Source organism: Psychrobacter sp. P11G3 (assembly GCF_001435845.1).
Taxonomy (GTDB): Bacteria; Pseudomonadota; Gammaproteobacteria; order Pseudomonadales; family Moraxellaceae; genus Psychrobacter.
The window spans coordinates 1484255-1501149 of record NZ_CM003596.1 but is presented as its reverse complement, the minus strand read 5'-3'; the positions used below and the strand labels follow the sequence as shown (position 1 = coordinate 1501149).

11 protein-coding genes are annotated in these 16895 nt (G+C 45.1%); 5 read left to right on the top strand and 6 right to left on the bottom strand.

All coding sequences use genetic code 11. The annotated features are described in order from the left end of the window. Nucleotides 1-47 precede the first annotated feature (47 nt). Complete coding sequence (locus AK824_RS06155) at nt 48-2153, bottom strand: hypothetical protein (protein ID WP_057759839.1); 2106 nt, start codon at nt 2151-2153, stop codon at nt 48-50. Between the two features lie 339 nt (nt 2154-2492). Here AK824_RS06155 and ggt point away from each other — a divergent pair, with 339 nt between their 5' ends. The 5 genes from ggt to cysE all read left to right on the top strand — a co-directional run bounded on the left by ggt (nt 2493) and on the right by cysE (nt 10897). Continuing rightward, nucleotides 2493-4451 carry a gamma-glutamyltransferase gene (gene ggt, locus AK824_RS06150; protein ID WP_057759837.1) on the top strand — a complete coding sequence of 653 codons (1959 nt, stop codon included), beginning with the start codon at nt 2493-2495 and terminating at the stop codon, nt 4449-4451. Nucleotides 4452-4745: 294 nt separating this feature from the next. Further along, on the top strand, nt 4746-8465 hold the full coding sequence (dnaE, locus tag AK824_RS06145; RefSeq protein ID WP_057759834.1) for a DNA polymerase III subunit alpha: 3720 nt from the start codon (nt 4746-4748) through the stop codon (nt 8463-8465). Between the two features lie 72 nt (nt 8466-8537). Beyond that, the gene (locus AK824_RS06140; RefSeq protein WP_057759831.1) at nt 8538-8918 is read left to right on the top strand and encodes an Hpt domain-containing protein; all 381 of its coding nucleotides are present in this window, start codon (nt 8538-8540) and stop codon (nt 8916-8918) included. After that, nucleotides 8918-9811, top strand: coding sequence for an RNA methyltransferase (locus tag AK824_RS06135; RefSeq protein WP_057759829.1), 894 nt, complete (start codon nt 8918-8920; stop codon nt 9809-9811). The genes AK824_RS06140 and AK824_RS06135 overlap by 1 nt, the downstream gene beginning before the upstream one ends. A gap of 177 nt (nt 9812-9988) precedes the next feature. After that, nucleotides 9989-10897, top strand: coding sequence for a serine O-acetyltransferase (cysE, locus tag AK824_RS06130; protein WP_057759825.1), 909 nt, complete (start codon nt 9989-9991; stop codon nt 10895-10897). 191 nt (nt 10898-11088) lie between these two features. Here cysE and AK824_RS06125 read toward each other — a convergent pair whose 3' ends face one another. The 5 genes from AK824_RS06125 to hisC form a co-directional block, all read right to left on the bottom strand. Continuing rightward, nucleotides 11089-11586: a 2-amino-4-hydroxy-6-hydroxymethyldihydropteridine diphosphokinase gene (locus AK824_RS06125; protein ID WP_227511230.1), complete on the bottom strand. Its 498-nt coding sequence runs from the start codon at nt 11584-11586 to the stop codon at nt 11089-11091. 25 nt (nt 11587-11611) lie between these two features. Then, nucleotides 11612-12049, bottom strand: coding sequence for a dihydroneopterin aldolase (gene folB / locus AK824_RS06120; protein WP_057759823.1), 438 nt, complete (start codon nt 12047-12049; stop codon nt 11612-11614). Between the two features lie 42 nt (nt 12050-12091). Then, complete coding sequence (gene rarD / locus AK824_RS06115) at nt 12092-13054, bottom strand: EamA family transporter RarD (RefSeq protein WP_057759820.1); 963 nt, start codon at nt 13052-13054, stop codon at nt 12092-12094. Between the two features lie 195 nt (nt 13055-13249). Then, complete coding sequence (locus tag AK824_RS06110; RefSeq protein WP_156410689.1) at nt 13250-15583, bottom strand: bifunctional prephenate dehydrogenase/3-phosphoshikimate 1-carboxyvinyltransferase; 2334 nt, start codon at nt 15581-15583, stop codon at nt 13250-13252. A gap of 110 nt (nt 15584-15693) precedes the next feature. Further along, complete coding sequence (hisC, locus tag AK824_RS06105) at nt 15694-16836, bottom strand: histidinol-phosphate transaminase (RefSeq protein WP_057759817.1); 1143 nt, start codon at nt 16834-16836, stop codon at nt 15694-15696. Between the last annotated feature and the right edge of the window lie 59 nt (nt 16837-16895).

Below are 16895 nucleotides of genomic sequence, written 5' to 3'. Positions count from 1 at the left end.
CTTAATAGATATAAGCGTAAATGCAATAAGATGATGTCATTTGACTTCTATTTTTCATTCATATCATCTTGAGCATCGTCAACTCGGCTCTCATCGACAGCGTCTGCGCCATTGCCATTATCGTTACCGTACTCATCAGTGCCATATTCATTACTGCTATAAGCACCTTCGACACCGCTATCTTGATAGTCGTAGCGTGCATAGCGGGCCGTTTGTAATCTGTCTTTTTTCGCGCGCTGCGTAGCTATCCATGCATTGCCATCGATAGGAGGCGTAGCGTCTGAACCAAAAGACTCAGCGAGCAGCGGTGTCAAGGCATGACGATTGAAGCTGGCTTTATCGTAACGCACTTGGTTTAGCATGGTTGTGGTCGACCCCATAAAATCACTACCGATATTGACACGTTGCTGCTTGGCCAGCAGTCGACCTGAGCTGTCTAAGTAATAGTAGTTGATTTGATTAAACGAGATAGGACCGATAGCTTCGATAAGCTGCAATAGCGAACCGACATCCGCGCTTTGATAGCCTTTATTGTATAACTGCACTTTAGCCAGTGCTGTCTTCAGTGCGGCACCATCAGGATACTTATCTGGATTGGCATCTACGTATTCTTGCAGTGACTTCGTTACATATTTGAGCGTCTTGCCGATTACTTCACCGCTTTGCTGACTACCGAAATAGACTTTTACGGCACGAGTCGCACCGACTTCTTTGGCAAACGCATCACCACTGACATCGACTGCGCTAAAATGCTCGGGCGCGAGCTCAGCCATGCTATTCTGTATTGCGTTGAGCACCGCATCGTAGAGCACCGCTGGTGGCAACTGTGCCGTGATACTTTCAGGCAAACCAAAGCTCACCGTATGCGAGGTCATCTGTGATGGTAACGGCGTATTCTCAGGGTTAACAAGTGCAACAATCGGCATGATGGCCGATGGATCTACTACGACACTGCTATTATTAAAATCAAATGCTAACGGTATCTGTATCGACGAGCTAATCGTGGGTGTGGCGTAGTCGTAGCTATAGACACTTTGTAGCTGGCGCTGCTTGGGACGGTATTGACTGACACTATTGAATGTTAAATGCTCATACTGATAAGCATTGGATGCAGCTATTTGCTCAGGAGTGCGGTGGAACATATCAAATATATTGCCAATCATACCTGTAGATGACATTGGTAGGCTGCCACGATTTACCGTCTCTGTCTTAGCTTGCTGTTTTGCCATTTGCATGGCTTCATATTTTGCAGCCATTGACTTGGGACTTAAACCCGACATCCCTGAGAGCATACCTTCAGCACCGCTACTGTATTCATCATAATTATCATAGTCCTCACTACTGTAATTATCGTTACTATAATCGTCGCTATCATAATCTGCTGTATCGTAGGCATACTCGTTATCGCTGTTGGTATCACTGCTCGTCGACTCATTCTCCCCTGCTTCAGCCAATATAGCAGCAATAGCTCTTCTCTCTGCTTCAGCTTCTGCTCTAGACTTATCATAATCACTAGGATAGTCGGACTCTATCGAATCTTTCACATCATCATAATCATTATAGTCATCATTGTATGGCTCATCATCACTTTCGCTATATGCACCTTCAGGCTGATACACATAGGTTTCTATGATCGTTCTGAGCAAGCTACTCGATCCTGCGTCGATACTATCTGGGTCAATGAATGGTGCTGAGCGATAGTTGGCTGTGGCGACTGCGACATGCTCGGTCGCCAAGTGCTGACGAATGGCTGCAAGCAAGTGTGATTTGGCTTGGTTTTCGGTGCTTGGATACTTCTCTTGATCAAACAGCTGCTCATAACGCGCGGCCTGAGCATTTTGACTGGCAGTAAAGGCTTGACCCTGACGTTGGCTCTGCGCGGCATCTGCGACACTAAAGTCCATCATAGTACTAGAGGCGCTGCTATTCGACGACAGGTTTGAAAATGAGCTGGCTGGAGTTGATTGGCAACCTGCGAGTACAAGCGAGGCACTACCAACTAGCAATGCGATAGAGGTAAATTTACCGGCTGGATATAGATGACCGTTATTATTGTTACCATTATAGTCTTTATAATCAGTGCTAGATAAATAAGCAGGCGCAGTCTCAGAGTAGCGCTGTCGATTGCGGTTATTAATATGGTGTGATGACATAGTAATCTCTTTGTATGAATAGACAGTCGATAATGAGTGTACAGTGGTACCGTTATTTATATCACAAGACGTTACAATTTAGTAATATTAGCGAATATTTCTAAAGAATTTCTTCATTCATAAATAATTTTCTCTGTATAACTGTTGTCTTATCAGTAGCTTCATTTACTTGAAAATCAGCCCCGTTTACTTGAAATATAGCTGATACAGCTAAACGCTATAAAAGCGTACACCACAAAAGATAATAAACAACTTTCTACTATTTCATATTTTCGTTACTATTTAGGCTTACCTACTTCCTAGCTCTATGCTTTCAACTCGCGTAAAAAGGACTTTGCGATGTCACAGTTATTATCTCGCCACCATCGAACCGCTCAGCAGCGTAAACCAAAAATTAATACCTTACTCAAATCTAGCGTTGTGCTCATTACCAGTACGCTTCTGCTATCTATATCTGTACAGGCTGTAGAGTCAACGGCCTCAACAAGTAACGCCACGGTCAACAATACATCAATCAATACCAGTGCCATAAACTTGGCCATCATGGCCGATAGTCCAACGGTACTCTCTGAAACCAAGCGCATCACGCGAGCGAAGACCAATACACTTAACACCACATCGAACAATGCTAACAATGCTAATAATGACCAAGCCATCTATTCTGAAGACGCCATTCATCATCCAGTTTGGGCAAAAAACGGCATGGTAGCGACCCAAGAAGCGCTTGCCTCTGATATCGGTTTACAGATTCTAAAGGACGGTGGTAATGCAGTAGATGCTGGCGTTGCAGTAGGTTTTGCCCTAGCAGTAACCTTGCCGCGTGCGGGTAATATCGGTGGTGGCGGTTTTATGATGATTTATGATGCCAAGCAAGGCAAAACAGTGGCGCTTGATTACCGTGAAAAAGCACCAAGTAGCGCCTCACGCGATATGTACCTTGATAAAGAAGGCAATGCTGTCAGCGACTTATCTCGCTATCATGGCTTGGCCGTTGGCGTGCCAGGGACAGTAGCAGGACTACTAAAAGCATTAGAAGAGCATGGTACGATGAGCCGCGAGCAAGTTATGGCACCAGCGATTGCACTGGCTGAAGACGGCATAGAAGTCACTGCTGGCTTGTCCGAGTCACTCACGGCGCTGAGCGATCGCCTGCAAAAATGGCCAAGTACTAAAAAAGTATTTTTTAAGCCTGATGGCAGCGCTTATCAGCCAGGCGAACGTCTAAAACAGCCTGAGCTTGCGCGTTCGCTAAAGCGGATTGCGGTACAGGGTACCGATGGGTTTTATAAGGGTGAGACCGCTCAAAAATTGGTCAAAGCAGTCAATGAAGCTGGCGGCAGCATGAGCCTACAGGACTTAGCCAATTATCAAGCCATCGCTCGCGAACCTGTCAAAGGCGACTATCGTGGCTATGAGATTGTCTCTATGCCGCCGCCCTCCTCTGGTGGTATTCACATCGTACAGATTTTAAATATCTTAGAAGGCTATCCGCTCAAAGACTACGGACAAAATAGCGCCCAAACCATTCACTTAATGGCGGAAGCGATGCAGTTGGCTTATGCAGATCGAGCTGAGTATCTGGGAGATGCCGACTTTATCGATGTACCTGCCAGCGGTCTAACCTCACAAGCTTATGCAGACAAACTGCGTACATTGATTAATCCAAATAAAGCCACGCCAGCAGCTACTATCAAAGCTAACAACCCTCTGCCGTACGAGAGTGATCAAACCACACACTTCTCTATCGTTGATAAAGATGGCAATGCGATAGCCAATACTTATACGTTAAACTTCTCTTATGGTACTGGTCTCGTTGCGGACGGTACAGGTATTCTGCTCAATAATGAAATGGATGATTTCTCTGCCAAACCGGGCGTACCAAACGGCTACGGTCTACTTGGTGGCGACGCCAATGCGGTGGAAGCCAATAAGCGTCCACTGTCTTCTATGAGTCCGACACTCGTATTCAAAGACAGCAAACCTTACATCGTCACGGGTAGTCCAGGTGGTAGCCGCATCATCACGACTGTCACTCAGATTATCTCCAACGTCATCGATCATGATATGAATATCGCTGAGGCAACACATGCGCCGCGTATCCATGATCAATGGCTACCTGATGAGATTCGCGTTGAAAAAGCACTGAATATTGATACCGTGAAAAAGCTCGAATCAATGGGTCATACCGTCAGTCCAAAATCCGCGATGGGATCTACACAATCGATCATGCTCACACCAAACGGTGTTTATGGATCGTCTGATCCACGTATTGTCGATGCAGCGGTGGTTGGTTACTAAAAAACTGTCTTTAATTATCAGTCACATAGCCCTCTATACCTTGTTGTATTGAGGGCTTTTTGATGTTGCCTATAACCGAGTTTTTATGACGTAATGACTTAACTTGCGCAGATTAAACCCTTTGAACCTGTGGCTGTCTGCGGCAAATAATGCTATTATTGACGACCCCATTTAAAACGTATCAATATGGCTATCGAGGTCTTATCGGCCTCTAGATATCAGTATAATTGATTGATAATCATCAGTTATTTTATCGGTAGCTTATTTCTTTGATCGTACCAGTAAGAGTCTTCTATGGCATTTGTACATCTTGGCATTCACAGCGAATATTCCATCACCGATTCTATCGTGCGTATTAAACCGCTGGTAAAAGCTGCTGCGGCTGACAATCAGCGCGCGTTGGCATTGACCGATTTGTCCAATTTATATGCCACGGTGAAGTTTTATCGTGCCTGTTTAGGTGCGGGTATCAAGCCTATTATTGGCAGTGAAGTCATCATGGATAATGAAGACACACGCCTTACCTTGCTCGCGATGAATAACGAAGGGTATCAGAACATTACCCGTATTGTATCGCTTGGGTTTACCGAAGGTCGCGCTGATCCTGTCAATCATGGTACGCCGGTTATTAAGCGCAGTCATATCTTAGAGCATGCAGCAGGTGTGATTGTACTGCTCACAGAAAAGTCAGACGTGGGTCAAGCATTGGTCGGCTCGATGCCAGAAAAGGCCGATGAACTACTTACTGAATGGCAGGAAAAATTTAATGATCGTTTGTACTTTGCGATCAAGCGTACCAATCGTTCAGGCGAAGATGCTTTTATTAGAGCAGCCATCCACTCAGGTGCCAAACACAATATCCCTATCATTGCGCATAATGACGTGCGTTTCTTAGAGCAAGATGATTTTGATGCTCATGAAGCCCGCGTTTGTATTGCAGGCTCTTATGTCCTTGCTGATCCAAACCGTCCGCAGACTTACTCGGATGAGCAGTATCTAAAAACACAAGCTCAGATGGAGCAATTATTTGCTGATATTCCGCAGGTCATTGACAATACTTTGCGCTTAGCAACTCGCTGCAATGTCACCTTAACGCTTGGCATTAACGTCCTACCTGATTTTCCTGTGCCTGAAGGCGAGACGATTGAATCGTTTTTCCGTGCAGAGTCACAACGCGGTCTTGAGCAGCGCTTAGATAAGCTGTTTCCTGTCGAAGCACGTACGGACAATTGGAACGATTTCCGTCAGAGATACGATGAGCGCCTTGCATATGAATTAGATATTATTCTATCTATGGGCTTCCCTGGTTACTTCCTAATCGTCATGGACTTTATCCGTTGGGCAAAAGCCAATGGCGTACCAGTAGGCCCTGGACGTGGTTCTGGTGCAGGTTCGTTGGTCGCCTATGCCCTAAACATTACCGACCTTGACCCGATTCATTACGATCTACTGTTCGAGCGCTTCTTGAACCCTGAGCGGGTATCGATGCCCGATTTCGATATCGATTTTTGTATCGAAGGTCGTGACCGCGTCATTGATTATGTCGCGCAAACCTATGGCCGTGATGCCGTATCGCAGATTATTACCTTTGGTACTATGGCCGCAAAAGCGGTTGTGCGTGATGTGGCACGCGTACAAAGCAAATCGTACTTTTTAGCCAATAAAATATCCAAGCTGATTCCAAAAACGCCTGGCATCACACTGAGCCAAGCGCTTGAGCAAGAACCACAGCTCAAAGACTTGATCTCTAATCCTGATAATATGGATTATGAAGATGCCATTGAGATTTGGGAGATGGCGATTAAGCTTGAAGGTGTCTGCCGAAATGTCGGTAAACATGCCGGTGGCGTATTGATTGCTCCGCACAAGATCACTGACTTTAGTGCCATCTACTGTGATGATGAAGGTCACCGCGTCAGCCAGTTCGATAAAGACGATGTAGAAGCTGTCGGTTTGGTGAAGTTTGACTTTCTGGGTTTACGTAACTTAACCGTCATCAACGCAGCGGTTGAAAATATCAATTTGCGCCGTGCAAAAGAAAACGTACCTGCCCTAGTTTTAGAGGATTTGCCGTTAGATGACGGCAAAGCCTATAAACTGCTGCAAGATGCCAAAACCACAGCAGTCTTTCAGCTAGAAAGTATGGGCATGAAAAAATATCTGGCTAAACTGCAACCGACCAATATCGAGGATGTCATCGCTATGTGTGCGCTGTATCGTCCTGGCCCACTCGATGCAGGCATGGTAGAGATGTATATCGACCGTAAGCATGGTCGCGAGGAAGTCATTTATGACCATCCCAATCTTGAGCCAATTTTAGAAAACACCAATGGCGTTATTGTCTATCAAGAACAGGTAATGCAAATCTCACAGGTGATGGCAGGCTATAGTTTGGGCGGTGCGGATATGCTACGCCGTGCGATGGGTAAAAAGAAACCAGAAGAGATGGCTAAGCAGCGCGATATTTTTGTCACGGGTGCCACTTCACAAGGTATTGATGAAGTCACGTCAGGCGGTGTGTTTGACTTGATGGAAAAGTTCGCAGGTTACGGTTTCAACCGCTCGCATTCTGCGGCTTACGGGGTATTGGCTTATCAAACGGCTTATCTAAAACAATACTACCCTGCCGAATTTATGGCAGCGGTCTTAACTTCAGATATGAACAACACCGACAACGTCGTGTTCTTTATCAATGACTGCCGTGAAAACTTTGGGTTGACCGTAGTCAATCCTTCAGTCAATCGTAGTGAATGGCATTTCGTTGCCGATACTTCGACCAATATCATCTATGGTCTTGGCGCAATCAAAGGCGTGGGTGAAGGTGCGGTAGAGTCCATCGTAGATGCACGCCGCCGCGAAGGTCCTTTTAAAGATTTATACGACTTCTGCCGCCGTGTCGACATCAAAAAAGTCAATAAGCGCACACTTGAAGCGTTGGTCAGTGCTGGCTGTTTTGATGACTTTGCCGCCACGCTACGACCTGACTTGCCAGCCGATGAAGCTTACGAGATTCGCGGCGCCTTGATGAGTCAATTGCCAAGCGCCGTACAAGCCGCTGAACAAGATCGTCAAAACCGCGAAATCGGTATGATGGATTTGTTTGGTGAAATGGACGGTGTGGTCGCAGCGCCGCCGTTAGTCATGACGCCAGAACTCATTTGGGGTGACAAACACCGCCTAAAAGCGGAAAAGAACACCTTGGGACTGTACTTAACGGGACATCCAATCAATGAGTATTTGGATGAGCTCAAACGCTATACCTCTGGTGCACGTCTCGATAAGTTAACCGATACTGGCTATAACGGCAGCTGCTATTTCTCAGGGCTTATTATAGATATTGCCAACTTTGGTAATCGCAACGTGATTACTTTAGATGATGGTACATCGAGACTCGAGGTCAGCTGCTACGCTGAGCGTTTTAATCGTGTCAAAGAGCAGTTGAAAATCGATGAAGTCGTCATCATCAAAGGCAGTATCCGTGAGCGTGATGGACGTTTGTTTGCACGTCTTGATAGTGCCATGAGCATGGTAGATGCCAGACTACGTTGGCTCAAAAAAATCAGTATCAAAGTTCACGGTAGTGATATTAATTTGCTCACACGTCTACAGCCATTACTCAAATCAGCCCAAGCTGACATTATTCCCGAGCCGCGTCTGGCTTATAACCAAGAGCAAGACGAGCAAGGTAGTAGCAGTAATAGTACCTACGACCCTGCAATGAGTGGCAGTTTGTATGATGAAAACGGTAATGATTTATTGGCATTAGAGAGCGACATGAACCATGATGCGGCCAATCAAAACGGTATGTCAGCCAGTTATGCCAATAATGCCCTGAGTAATACTGACGCTTCTATCAATGATAACTGTCTGCCACTTGGACTAAGCATTTATGAGGTCTATGGCATCGCAAATGTCGGACTGTCTGAACACTGGCGCGTTTACCCAAATGACGATAACTTGCAGACATTAAAGACTTTGGTCAGTGAAGAGAACTTACATTTCCATTACAGCTAAGACGTGCATTACGTTTTAAAAATTCATTATAGTAATCTTATTGCTTTAACTTTTATAAATTGGACAACCACCATGGATGACACTACAAATAATAATATGCTCGGACAAACTGATGAAGAGATTATCAATCATGAACAGTTCGAGGACATGCGTGACCTGCTCGAAGAAGACTTTGTTGATTTGATACAAGTATATTTTGCTGATAGTAAGCAAAGAGTTGCAGCGCTGCGAATTGCCCACCAAAAAGACGATAACGCCAATGGCTTTGAAACTGCTCATGCCCTAAAAGGTGCCAGCGCCAATTTGGGTACGACTCAATTAGTCCGTCTTAGCAGCCAGTTACAAGAATACTGCCGTGAGCGCCGTATCAATGAGCAAGCCGTCCTGATCGAAGAGATTGCCATTGCATTACACCGTGCTGAACAAGAAATCAATCAGAGACTGGGACAATAATGAGTAACGACGCTTCATTAGCAGTATCATCACGCACAGTGAACGACTATCTTGATTGCTTACAAGTAGTCATGGTTAATACGACTTTGCCTGCCAATATTGGTTCGGCTGCCCGTGCAATGCATACCATGGGCTTGTCTCGCTTAACGGTGATCGACCCCAAATTACCGATTGACGAAACCAGTGTATCTCATGCAGCGGGTGGCAGTGAGTTATTATCGTCAGCTTTAATTGCACCTACTTTAGAATCTGCTATCTCTGGCTGTCAATTGGTATTTGCTGCTAGCAGTCGTAGCCGTCATATGCCGCGCCCTGTCGTGACACCTACGCAAGCCGCTAAGATTATGTTTGACTTTATCGATGCACAGGCAGCTTTAAGTGCAGACGATAGTAATGTTGATAACTCATCTACCGCGACTTCTAGCAAACCAAATATTGCTATACTGTTTGGACGTGAAGACCGTGGATTGACCAATGAAGAATTGGCTTATGCCGATTATCATATTCAAATCGATGCCAATCCTGCTTACCCTGTGCTAAATGTCGCATCAGCGGTGCAAGTGATCGCCAGCTTTATTTTTGCTTATGCTCAAACGCACACTCAGACAGCTGATAGTTTAGATTCGGATACAAGCACAGACGCCCAATCGACAATCAATGTGAATTTGCGTCAGCAATGGGATGAGCCGGCTATTAATCATCAGCAGCTGCAACAGCTCACTCAGCGTACCACTGACCTTATGGTGCAGCGTGGACTAGCCAATAGCGAACATCTAAAATCATTGCCATCACGCTTGTCTAGACTTGGGTCACGCCTACAGCTTGATCAAAAAGAGTATCAGCTATTAAGCGCTTTGATTGCCAAGCTATTGAAAGACGAAGACAAGCCATAGTTTATGAGCTTGCTTTTATTTGACAGCTTTTTACTATATTTTGCGGTATAAAGCTGTTATAACTTGCAGAAGCTTAGCGAAAATATATATTCCTGATTATCCGAACTTTATGACCATAGATTAGAGGCATCGCTGTTTTCGCGACGACACTCTACCGACGAATAGATAGGACGCTTTATGTCATTGCCATCCAAATTATTCAAATCACTTGTTACCATCAAGAATGATTTGAAAGAAGATATTGATGCAGTATTCACCCGAGATCCTGCGGCGCGTAATAGTCTGGAAGTGATCCTAACTTATCCGGGCATACATGCGCTTGTTTTGCATCGCGGTGCACATTGTCTTTGGAACAATGAACAGAAACTAGCGGCACGCGTGATCTCTTACGGCTCGCGCATCATGACAGGTATCGAGATTCACCCTGCTGCCAAGATTGGTAGACGCTTTTTTATCGATCATGGTGTCGGCGTCGTCATCGGTGAGACTGCTGAGATTGGCAATGATGTGACGCTATACCATGGTGTTACTTTGGGCGGTGTGTCTTGGAATAATGGCAAGCGTCACCCAACGCTGGAAGACGGTGTAACCGTTGGTGCTGGTGCAAAAGTTTTGGGGCCGTTTACTGTCGGTAAAAACGCTAAAATCGGCTCGAACGCAGTGGTAGTCAAGCCAGTACCAGCAGGGGCTACGATGGTCGGCAGTGCAGCTCGCATGATCTCAGATCATCACGATGAAAAAGGCAATCCAATCGCGACAAAAGTACAAGATGCCAAGCAACAAGAAAAAGTGGCACAAGCTGGTGAGAGCAACGATCAAACTAAAGACACTACCCCTACTGCCAAACGTACCAATACCTTCCGTGCTTATGGTATCGACCCTTATTCACAAGACCCTGTCGCAGAAGCTTTTGCCAAAATGCTCGAACATATTCAACAATCAGAGAATCGTCTCGATCAACTGCAGTCAGCGATGTGTGATATTGATCCCAATTTTTGCAAAAAAGAGTATGACAAACTGTGTCTAGAGGATTTAGATGTGATTGGTCGTGCTGATATCAATGACGTAGATAACGAGCAGAAGTAACTACTAGAATTTCAGCAAAAGAAATAAAACTAAGGGGCGTACACTATACTGTACGCCCCTTAGTTTTATGTACTGCAAAAATATTAGATGTAGTCAGTGTCAATGTCAGTTAAAATAAATTAATTTACCATCTATCTACTTATCATCGACTTTCCCTTAAAACGCTATTCAAACTCTATTCAAACGCTTAATCAATAGATGCATGCGGTTAATTCCCTGACTCCCGCTTTCTCGTGCGCTTTAAATGGATAACGATCGGCCATTACAATCCAATCAGACATTGATTTAGATATTGAATTTTTGCTTAGGCTATTTTCTATATTAGCCAATTTAACCATCAAAATATCAATATCCATCGTCACTCGCCGTACTTGATTCGGCTTAGTCTGTCGACATCTATGACAATCACCTTCAAGCGTTCTAAAGGTTTGCTGTAGTTGTTGTAGGCTCACAGGTGTGGTCAGTGCTAGATGGACACATTGATTGGTATAGTCAGGCTTTGGCTGTTCCAAGGTTGTAGTAAAATCAGGATTTTGAAAAGCCGTAGACAATCGCACCTCACCTAGCGCTGCCAAGCGCTGCCGAGCAAGCGGGAGATACTTGTCGGCTTGATAGTTACTACCTAGCGCTAACACTAGCTCTACCACGGGATGCGCTTGCACAGTCTCAGGTGCGCATTGTATTAGCATTTCCACATTCAAATCCACTGACGTTTTATGCATCATCAGCTTGGCTGACGTTAACTTCTTTGGCAGCTTCTTTAGTAGCTGGCTCGTTGGTTGATGCTGGCGCATAGCGCGTTATTTGCACCCCTACCGTATCCGCTTGAGCAATAGCGGTAGGCTTAGCAATGCTCAACGTTATTTTTTGACAGTCATATTTTGCAAATATCTTATCAGAGATCTGACCAGCCAAATGCTCAAGCAGCTTTGCTTGAATCTCTTTGCACCACTCACTCACATCATCGCAGACTTCTTTATAACTCAGGGCATCGCTGACATCATCTGACACAGCAGCACGGCTAATGTCAGTCTCAAGCGCGATATCAATGAGTAATGGCTGAGTAATGGCTCGCTCCCAATCAAACACACCGATTACTGCATCGACTTTTAGACCTTTTATAAATACAACATCAGACTGAGTATGAAACATCCTTTCATCCTTGTTTGCTAATTTTTTTCGTGTTTTTAATATTTACTTAACCGATTTTAGCGCTTCTTCACGTAGGCGCGCCGCTTTTAACGCTTTACTTGGACGATGGCGCCACAGGTCAATGCTGAATAATAGCAGACCTAACCAAATCAAACCAAATACTGCCAAACGTTGTAAATCGAACGGTTCTTTATAATAGAACACCGCCAAAAAGAAAATAAAGGTCGGCGTCAGATAATTCATAAAGCTCAGAATACTGTATGCAACGAGCTTGGTAGATTTATTGAATAATAAAAGCGGTATTAGCGTAATTGGACCTGCGATCATAAGCAGCCAAATATTTGAGCTAAACCAAAAGCTCAGTTGATGACTTGCCACATCAGACTGCCAAAACCACCACAGACATAACGGTACTAACATCGCAGTCTCGACAAACATGGCATCAACAGCAGTCAATGGCGTTTGTCGTTGAATCGTCCCGTAGGTACTGAAACTAAATGCCAAAATCAACGATATCCACGGCAGACTGCCAAGCATCATCACTTGAATGACCACAGACAATAATGCAAAGCCAATAGCGACCCATTGTAGCGTGCGCAAACGCTCTTTGAACAAGATCATGGATAGCGCAACGCCGACCAATGGCCCGATAAAGTAACCCAAACTGGCCTCAAGAATACGGTCTTGATTGACCGCCCATACATAGGTCAGCCAGTTGGTCGCAATAATTAAACCAGACAAAAAGGTGAATACAATCCATCTTGGGTTTTGCTTGAGCGTTTCTATCCATCCCCAACGTTTGGTAGCCACTAACACAATCAGTAGGCAACAAAACGTCCAAACGATACGGTGACCAATGATCTCCGTCGCATCATAATCAGATAGCTGTTTGAAGTATAACGGAAATCCGCCCCAAATAAAGAACGCGATCAGCGCAGTAATAATGCCGCGTCTGGTTGTGGTTATCGGGGCAACGGGTTTTTTGATGACATTTTGGGTAGTCATAATATAGGACAACTTTTTAGAGCAAAGCGCACTCTCACCTAATTCTAATTATTATTGTCAATCGAATCGTGAAAGCGCAGGGTTACTACAGTGAGATTATAAGGTAAAAAGCAATGTACTCATGCCAATAGTGACATGAGTACATTGCTAACGATGTTAGATTAAACTTTTAAGAGTTAATGGTAGCTTAGCGACTTACTCAGCACCAGTATCCACTTGGATAGACATACCGATTTGGTTGGCAAGTTCAGCAAATCCAGGAAAGCTAGTATTAACCGTTTCAACCCCTTCAATGGTAATTTGCTGGGATGCACGCAGACTGGCTACAGAGAAGCTCATTGCAATACGGTGATCATGATGCGAGACAATATGACCACCACCAAAGACAGGCTGGCTATTGTTGACTTCACCGTTTTCGGTAGCTACGCCTTTGCCTTCGATAATCAGACCATCATCAGTTACAGTACAATCAATACCAAGCGTATGTAATCCTTCTGCCATCACAGCGATACGATCTGATTCTTTGACACGCAGCTCTTTGGCACCAGTCAATACCGTACGACCTTGTGCACAGCTAGCCGCGATAAATAGCACAGGGAACTCATCAATCGCCAGTGGTACGAGATGCTCTGGTATCTCAATACCGACTAGGTTTGAGCTGCGAATCGTAATATCAGCAACTGGCTCGCCGCCCACATGTGTCTCATTGCTTAGGCTAATATCTGCATTCATTAATTTAAGAATATCAATGACGCCAGTACGCGTAGGGTTGATACCTACTTGTGTCAAGGTCAGCTCGCTATTTTGACTGATGGCCGCTGCCACCATAAAAAACGCTGCAGATGAGATATCAGCAGGAACCGCGATATCGCCGCCTGTTAGTGTGCCACCGCCAGTGACACTGATACGATTGCCTTCTACGGTTACCGGATAACCAAAGGCCGATAGCATACGCTCAGTATGGTCACGGCTAATCTCAGGCTGTATGACTGTTGTCGTACCATCGGCCCATAGACCTGCTAGTAGCAAGCAAGATTTTACCTGAGCTGAAGCGACTGGCATATCATACTCAGTGCCTTGTAATGGCTTACCAGCTGTATCACGACCAGTGATACTTAGCGGTGCTGTACCGCTATGACCAGTGCTCTGAATCACAGCTCCCATCGTGCGTAGCGGTGCCGCCACGCGCTCCATTGGGCGTTTATTCAAGCTAGTATCACCTGTCAGCACGCTATCAAATGATTGTGCTGCCAAAATACCAGATAGCAGACGCATACTGGTACCAGAGTTACCCATATACAGTGGGGTTTTGCTAGGTTTTAAACCATTCATACCGACGCCATGAATGGTCAAGTTGCCATTGTCAGGGCCTTCGATAGTCACACCCATATCACGGAATGCTTGTAGCGTTGCTAGCGCATCTTCCCCTTCCAAAAACCCAGTCACATTTGTCACGCCTGTGGCAAGACTGCCGAGCATAATGCTGCGATGCGAGATAGATTTGTCACCAGGAATGGCGATGGTGCCAGAAACAGTATTGCTAGGGGTAATATTATAAGAAGCTGACATAGCAGAAGTATCCGTATAAGGGGTGCTGGCTAACATATGGCCGAAATGTCGCCGTGCGGCTTGCGCGCGGCCCAAAAGTCCCATCAGGGCAGTTGAATCTTGATCAATGATAAGCTGGCGCATTGTCTGTAAATAGACACCATACTCATCAAGTGCGCTGACAATCGCGCTTTGGTTGGCAAAAAATATATCATGCCACATTTTAGGGTCACTGGCGGCGATACGCGTAAAATCGCGGAATCCACCAGCGGCATAACGAAACATATCTAAATTGTCATCATGGCTTGCCAATTGCTCAACTAAGTTGAAGGCAAGTAAATGTGGCAAATGGCTGGTGTGCGCTAATATGCGGTCATGGTGCTCAGCATCCATTGACATGACATTTGCGCCTACTGATTCCCATAATAGTCGCAACTTTGCAATAGCGGTTGCACTGGTCGTCGGTAGCTCGCAAATAATGACGCTATGATTAACAAATAAACTGGCGCGGCGCGCATGATACCCTGAATTTTCAGCCCCAGCAATTGGATGCGCTGGCACCAATCCTGTCGGCAGCGAACCGAACACTACTTTAGCGGCATCAATGATATTGACTTTAGTACTACAGACATCCGTCATGATGCAATCACTGGCAAGCTGTCCGTTATCTATCGCTTGTTTGATATCAACAAACACTGCTTGAACAGCCTGTACTGGCACTGCAATAATGATTAAATCACTGCCAGCGATGACGTCCTGTAAGTTTGCACTACCTGCATCTAGCAGACCATGCTCGATGGCTTCTGTGATACTTGGTGCATGCCTATCGACTGCTACCAAACGCTCGCTCAAGCCATTATCTTTAATAGCTTGCGCAAAACTGGCACCAATCAGCCCAAGTCCAATCACACAAACTTGTTTAAATATAGATGGCGTAGTATTTAGAGGCAATTGAAGTTTATTATTTTTCTGACTACTCACGGCTTTTCTCGTTGGACACACTAAGACATAGATAGGGCCAGTCTTAGTGTTATAAATTTTAATGGCTAATTAAGAACAATTTTTAAATTACAAAGCACTTATGGATACGCTTAGTCTTCAGTCAAAATAGAACGCAGAGTATCAATCAAACGCAGATTGTCTTCAGCCACACCTACTGTGATACGCAGCCAGTTAGGTAATCCATAAGTATCCAACGGACGGACAATAACGCCTTGTTCAAGTAGCGCCTGATGGATAGAAGCAGCGGTTATATCTTCCATCTCAACCTGCACTTCGACCATAATAAAATTGGCATGCGAATTCACAAAACCCAATCCTAGCGCGTCAAACTGCTTTTCTAACCAACGCATTTGCTCATCGTTTATCAGACGAGTTTTTTCGATAAAGTCTTGATCGGCAAGTGCAGCAGCAGCGGCAGCTAAACCAACACGGCTGACGTTAAATGGCTGACGAATTCGGTTTAGTAAATCTGCCACTGCCACCGAGCTTAGAGCATAACCGACGCGTAAACCTGCCAGCCCATAAGCTTTAGAAAAAGTACGTACAATAATGACATTATCGAACTCATCCAATAATGCGCGGTTGTTACTCTCAGGACTATACTCGATATAAGCTTCATCTAGTACCACCAAGACTGAGCTTGGCACACCGGCAACAAATTGGCGCAGCTCTTTTTGCTCTAGCTGCGTACCCGTTGGATTATTCGGATTGGCAATAAAGACGATTTTGGTATTCGTATTGTCTTGAACCGCTTCGCTCATGGCTTTTAAATTATGCCCAAAGCGTTGAGCAGGCACTTCAATTCCTGTGGCACCTTGCATCTTCGCTAGCATAGGATATACCACAAAAGCATACTGGCTATAGACGATGGCATCATCAGCACCCACAAAGCTGCGTGCTAAAATATCGAGCAAGTCATCAGAGCCATTACCCAAGGTAATTTGATTGGTATTGACATCGTTAAAGTCAGCTAGCGCTTGCTTTAGATAGTAGCCATTGCCATCAGGATAGCGCGACAACTGCCCTAGCTGCTCAGTCACTGCTAGCGTCACTCGTGGGGAGCATCCCATTGGATTCTCATTGCTAGCCAGCTTGACCACATCTGAGACACCATACTCACGTGTCAGCTCCTCAATTGGCTTACCAGTTTGATAAGGTGCCAATGCCAAAATACTGTCGTAAGCTGGCGTTAACGGCGATAGATCTGACGCGGTCAATTGAGTAGTCTGCATGGTTTATCCTTAGATGATGTCTGTAAATGCTTTTTTTGAATGCTATCCGCAAAAGCTAA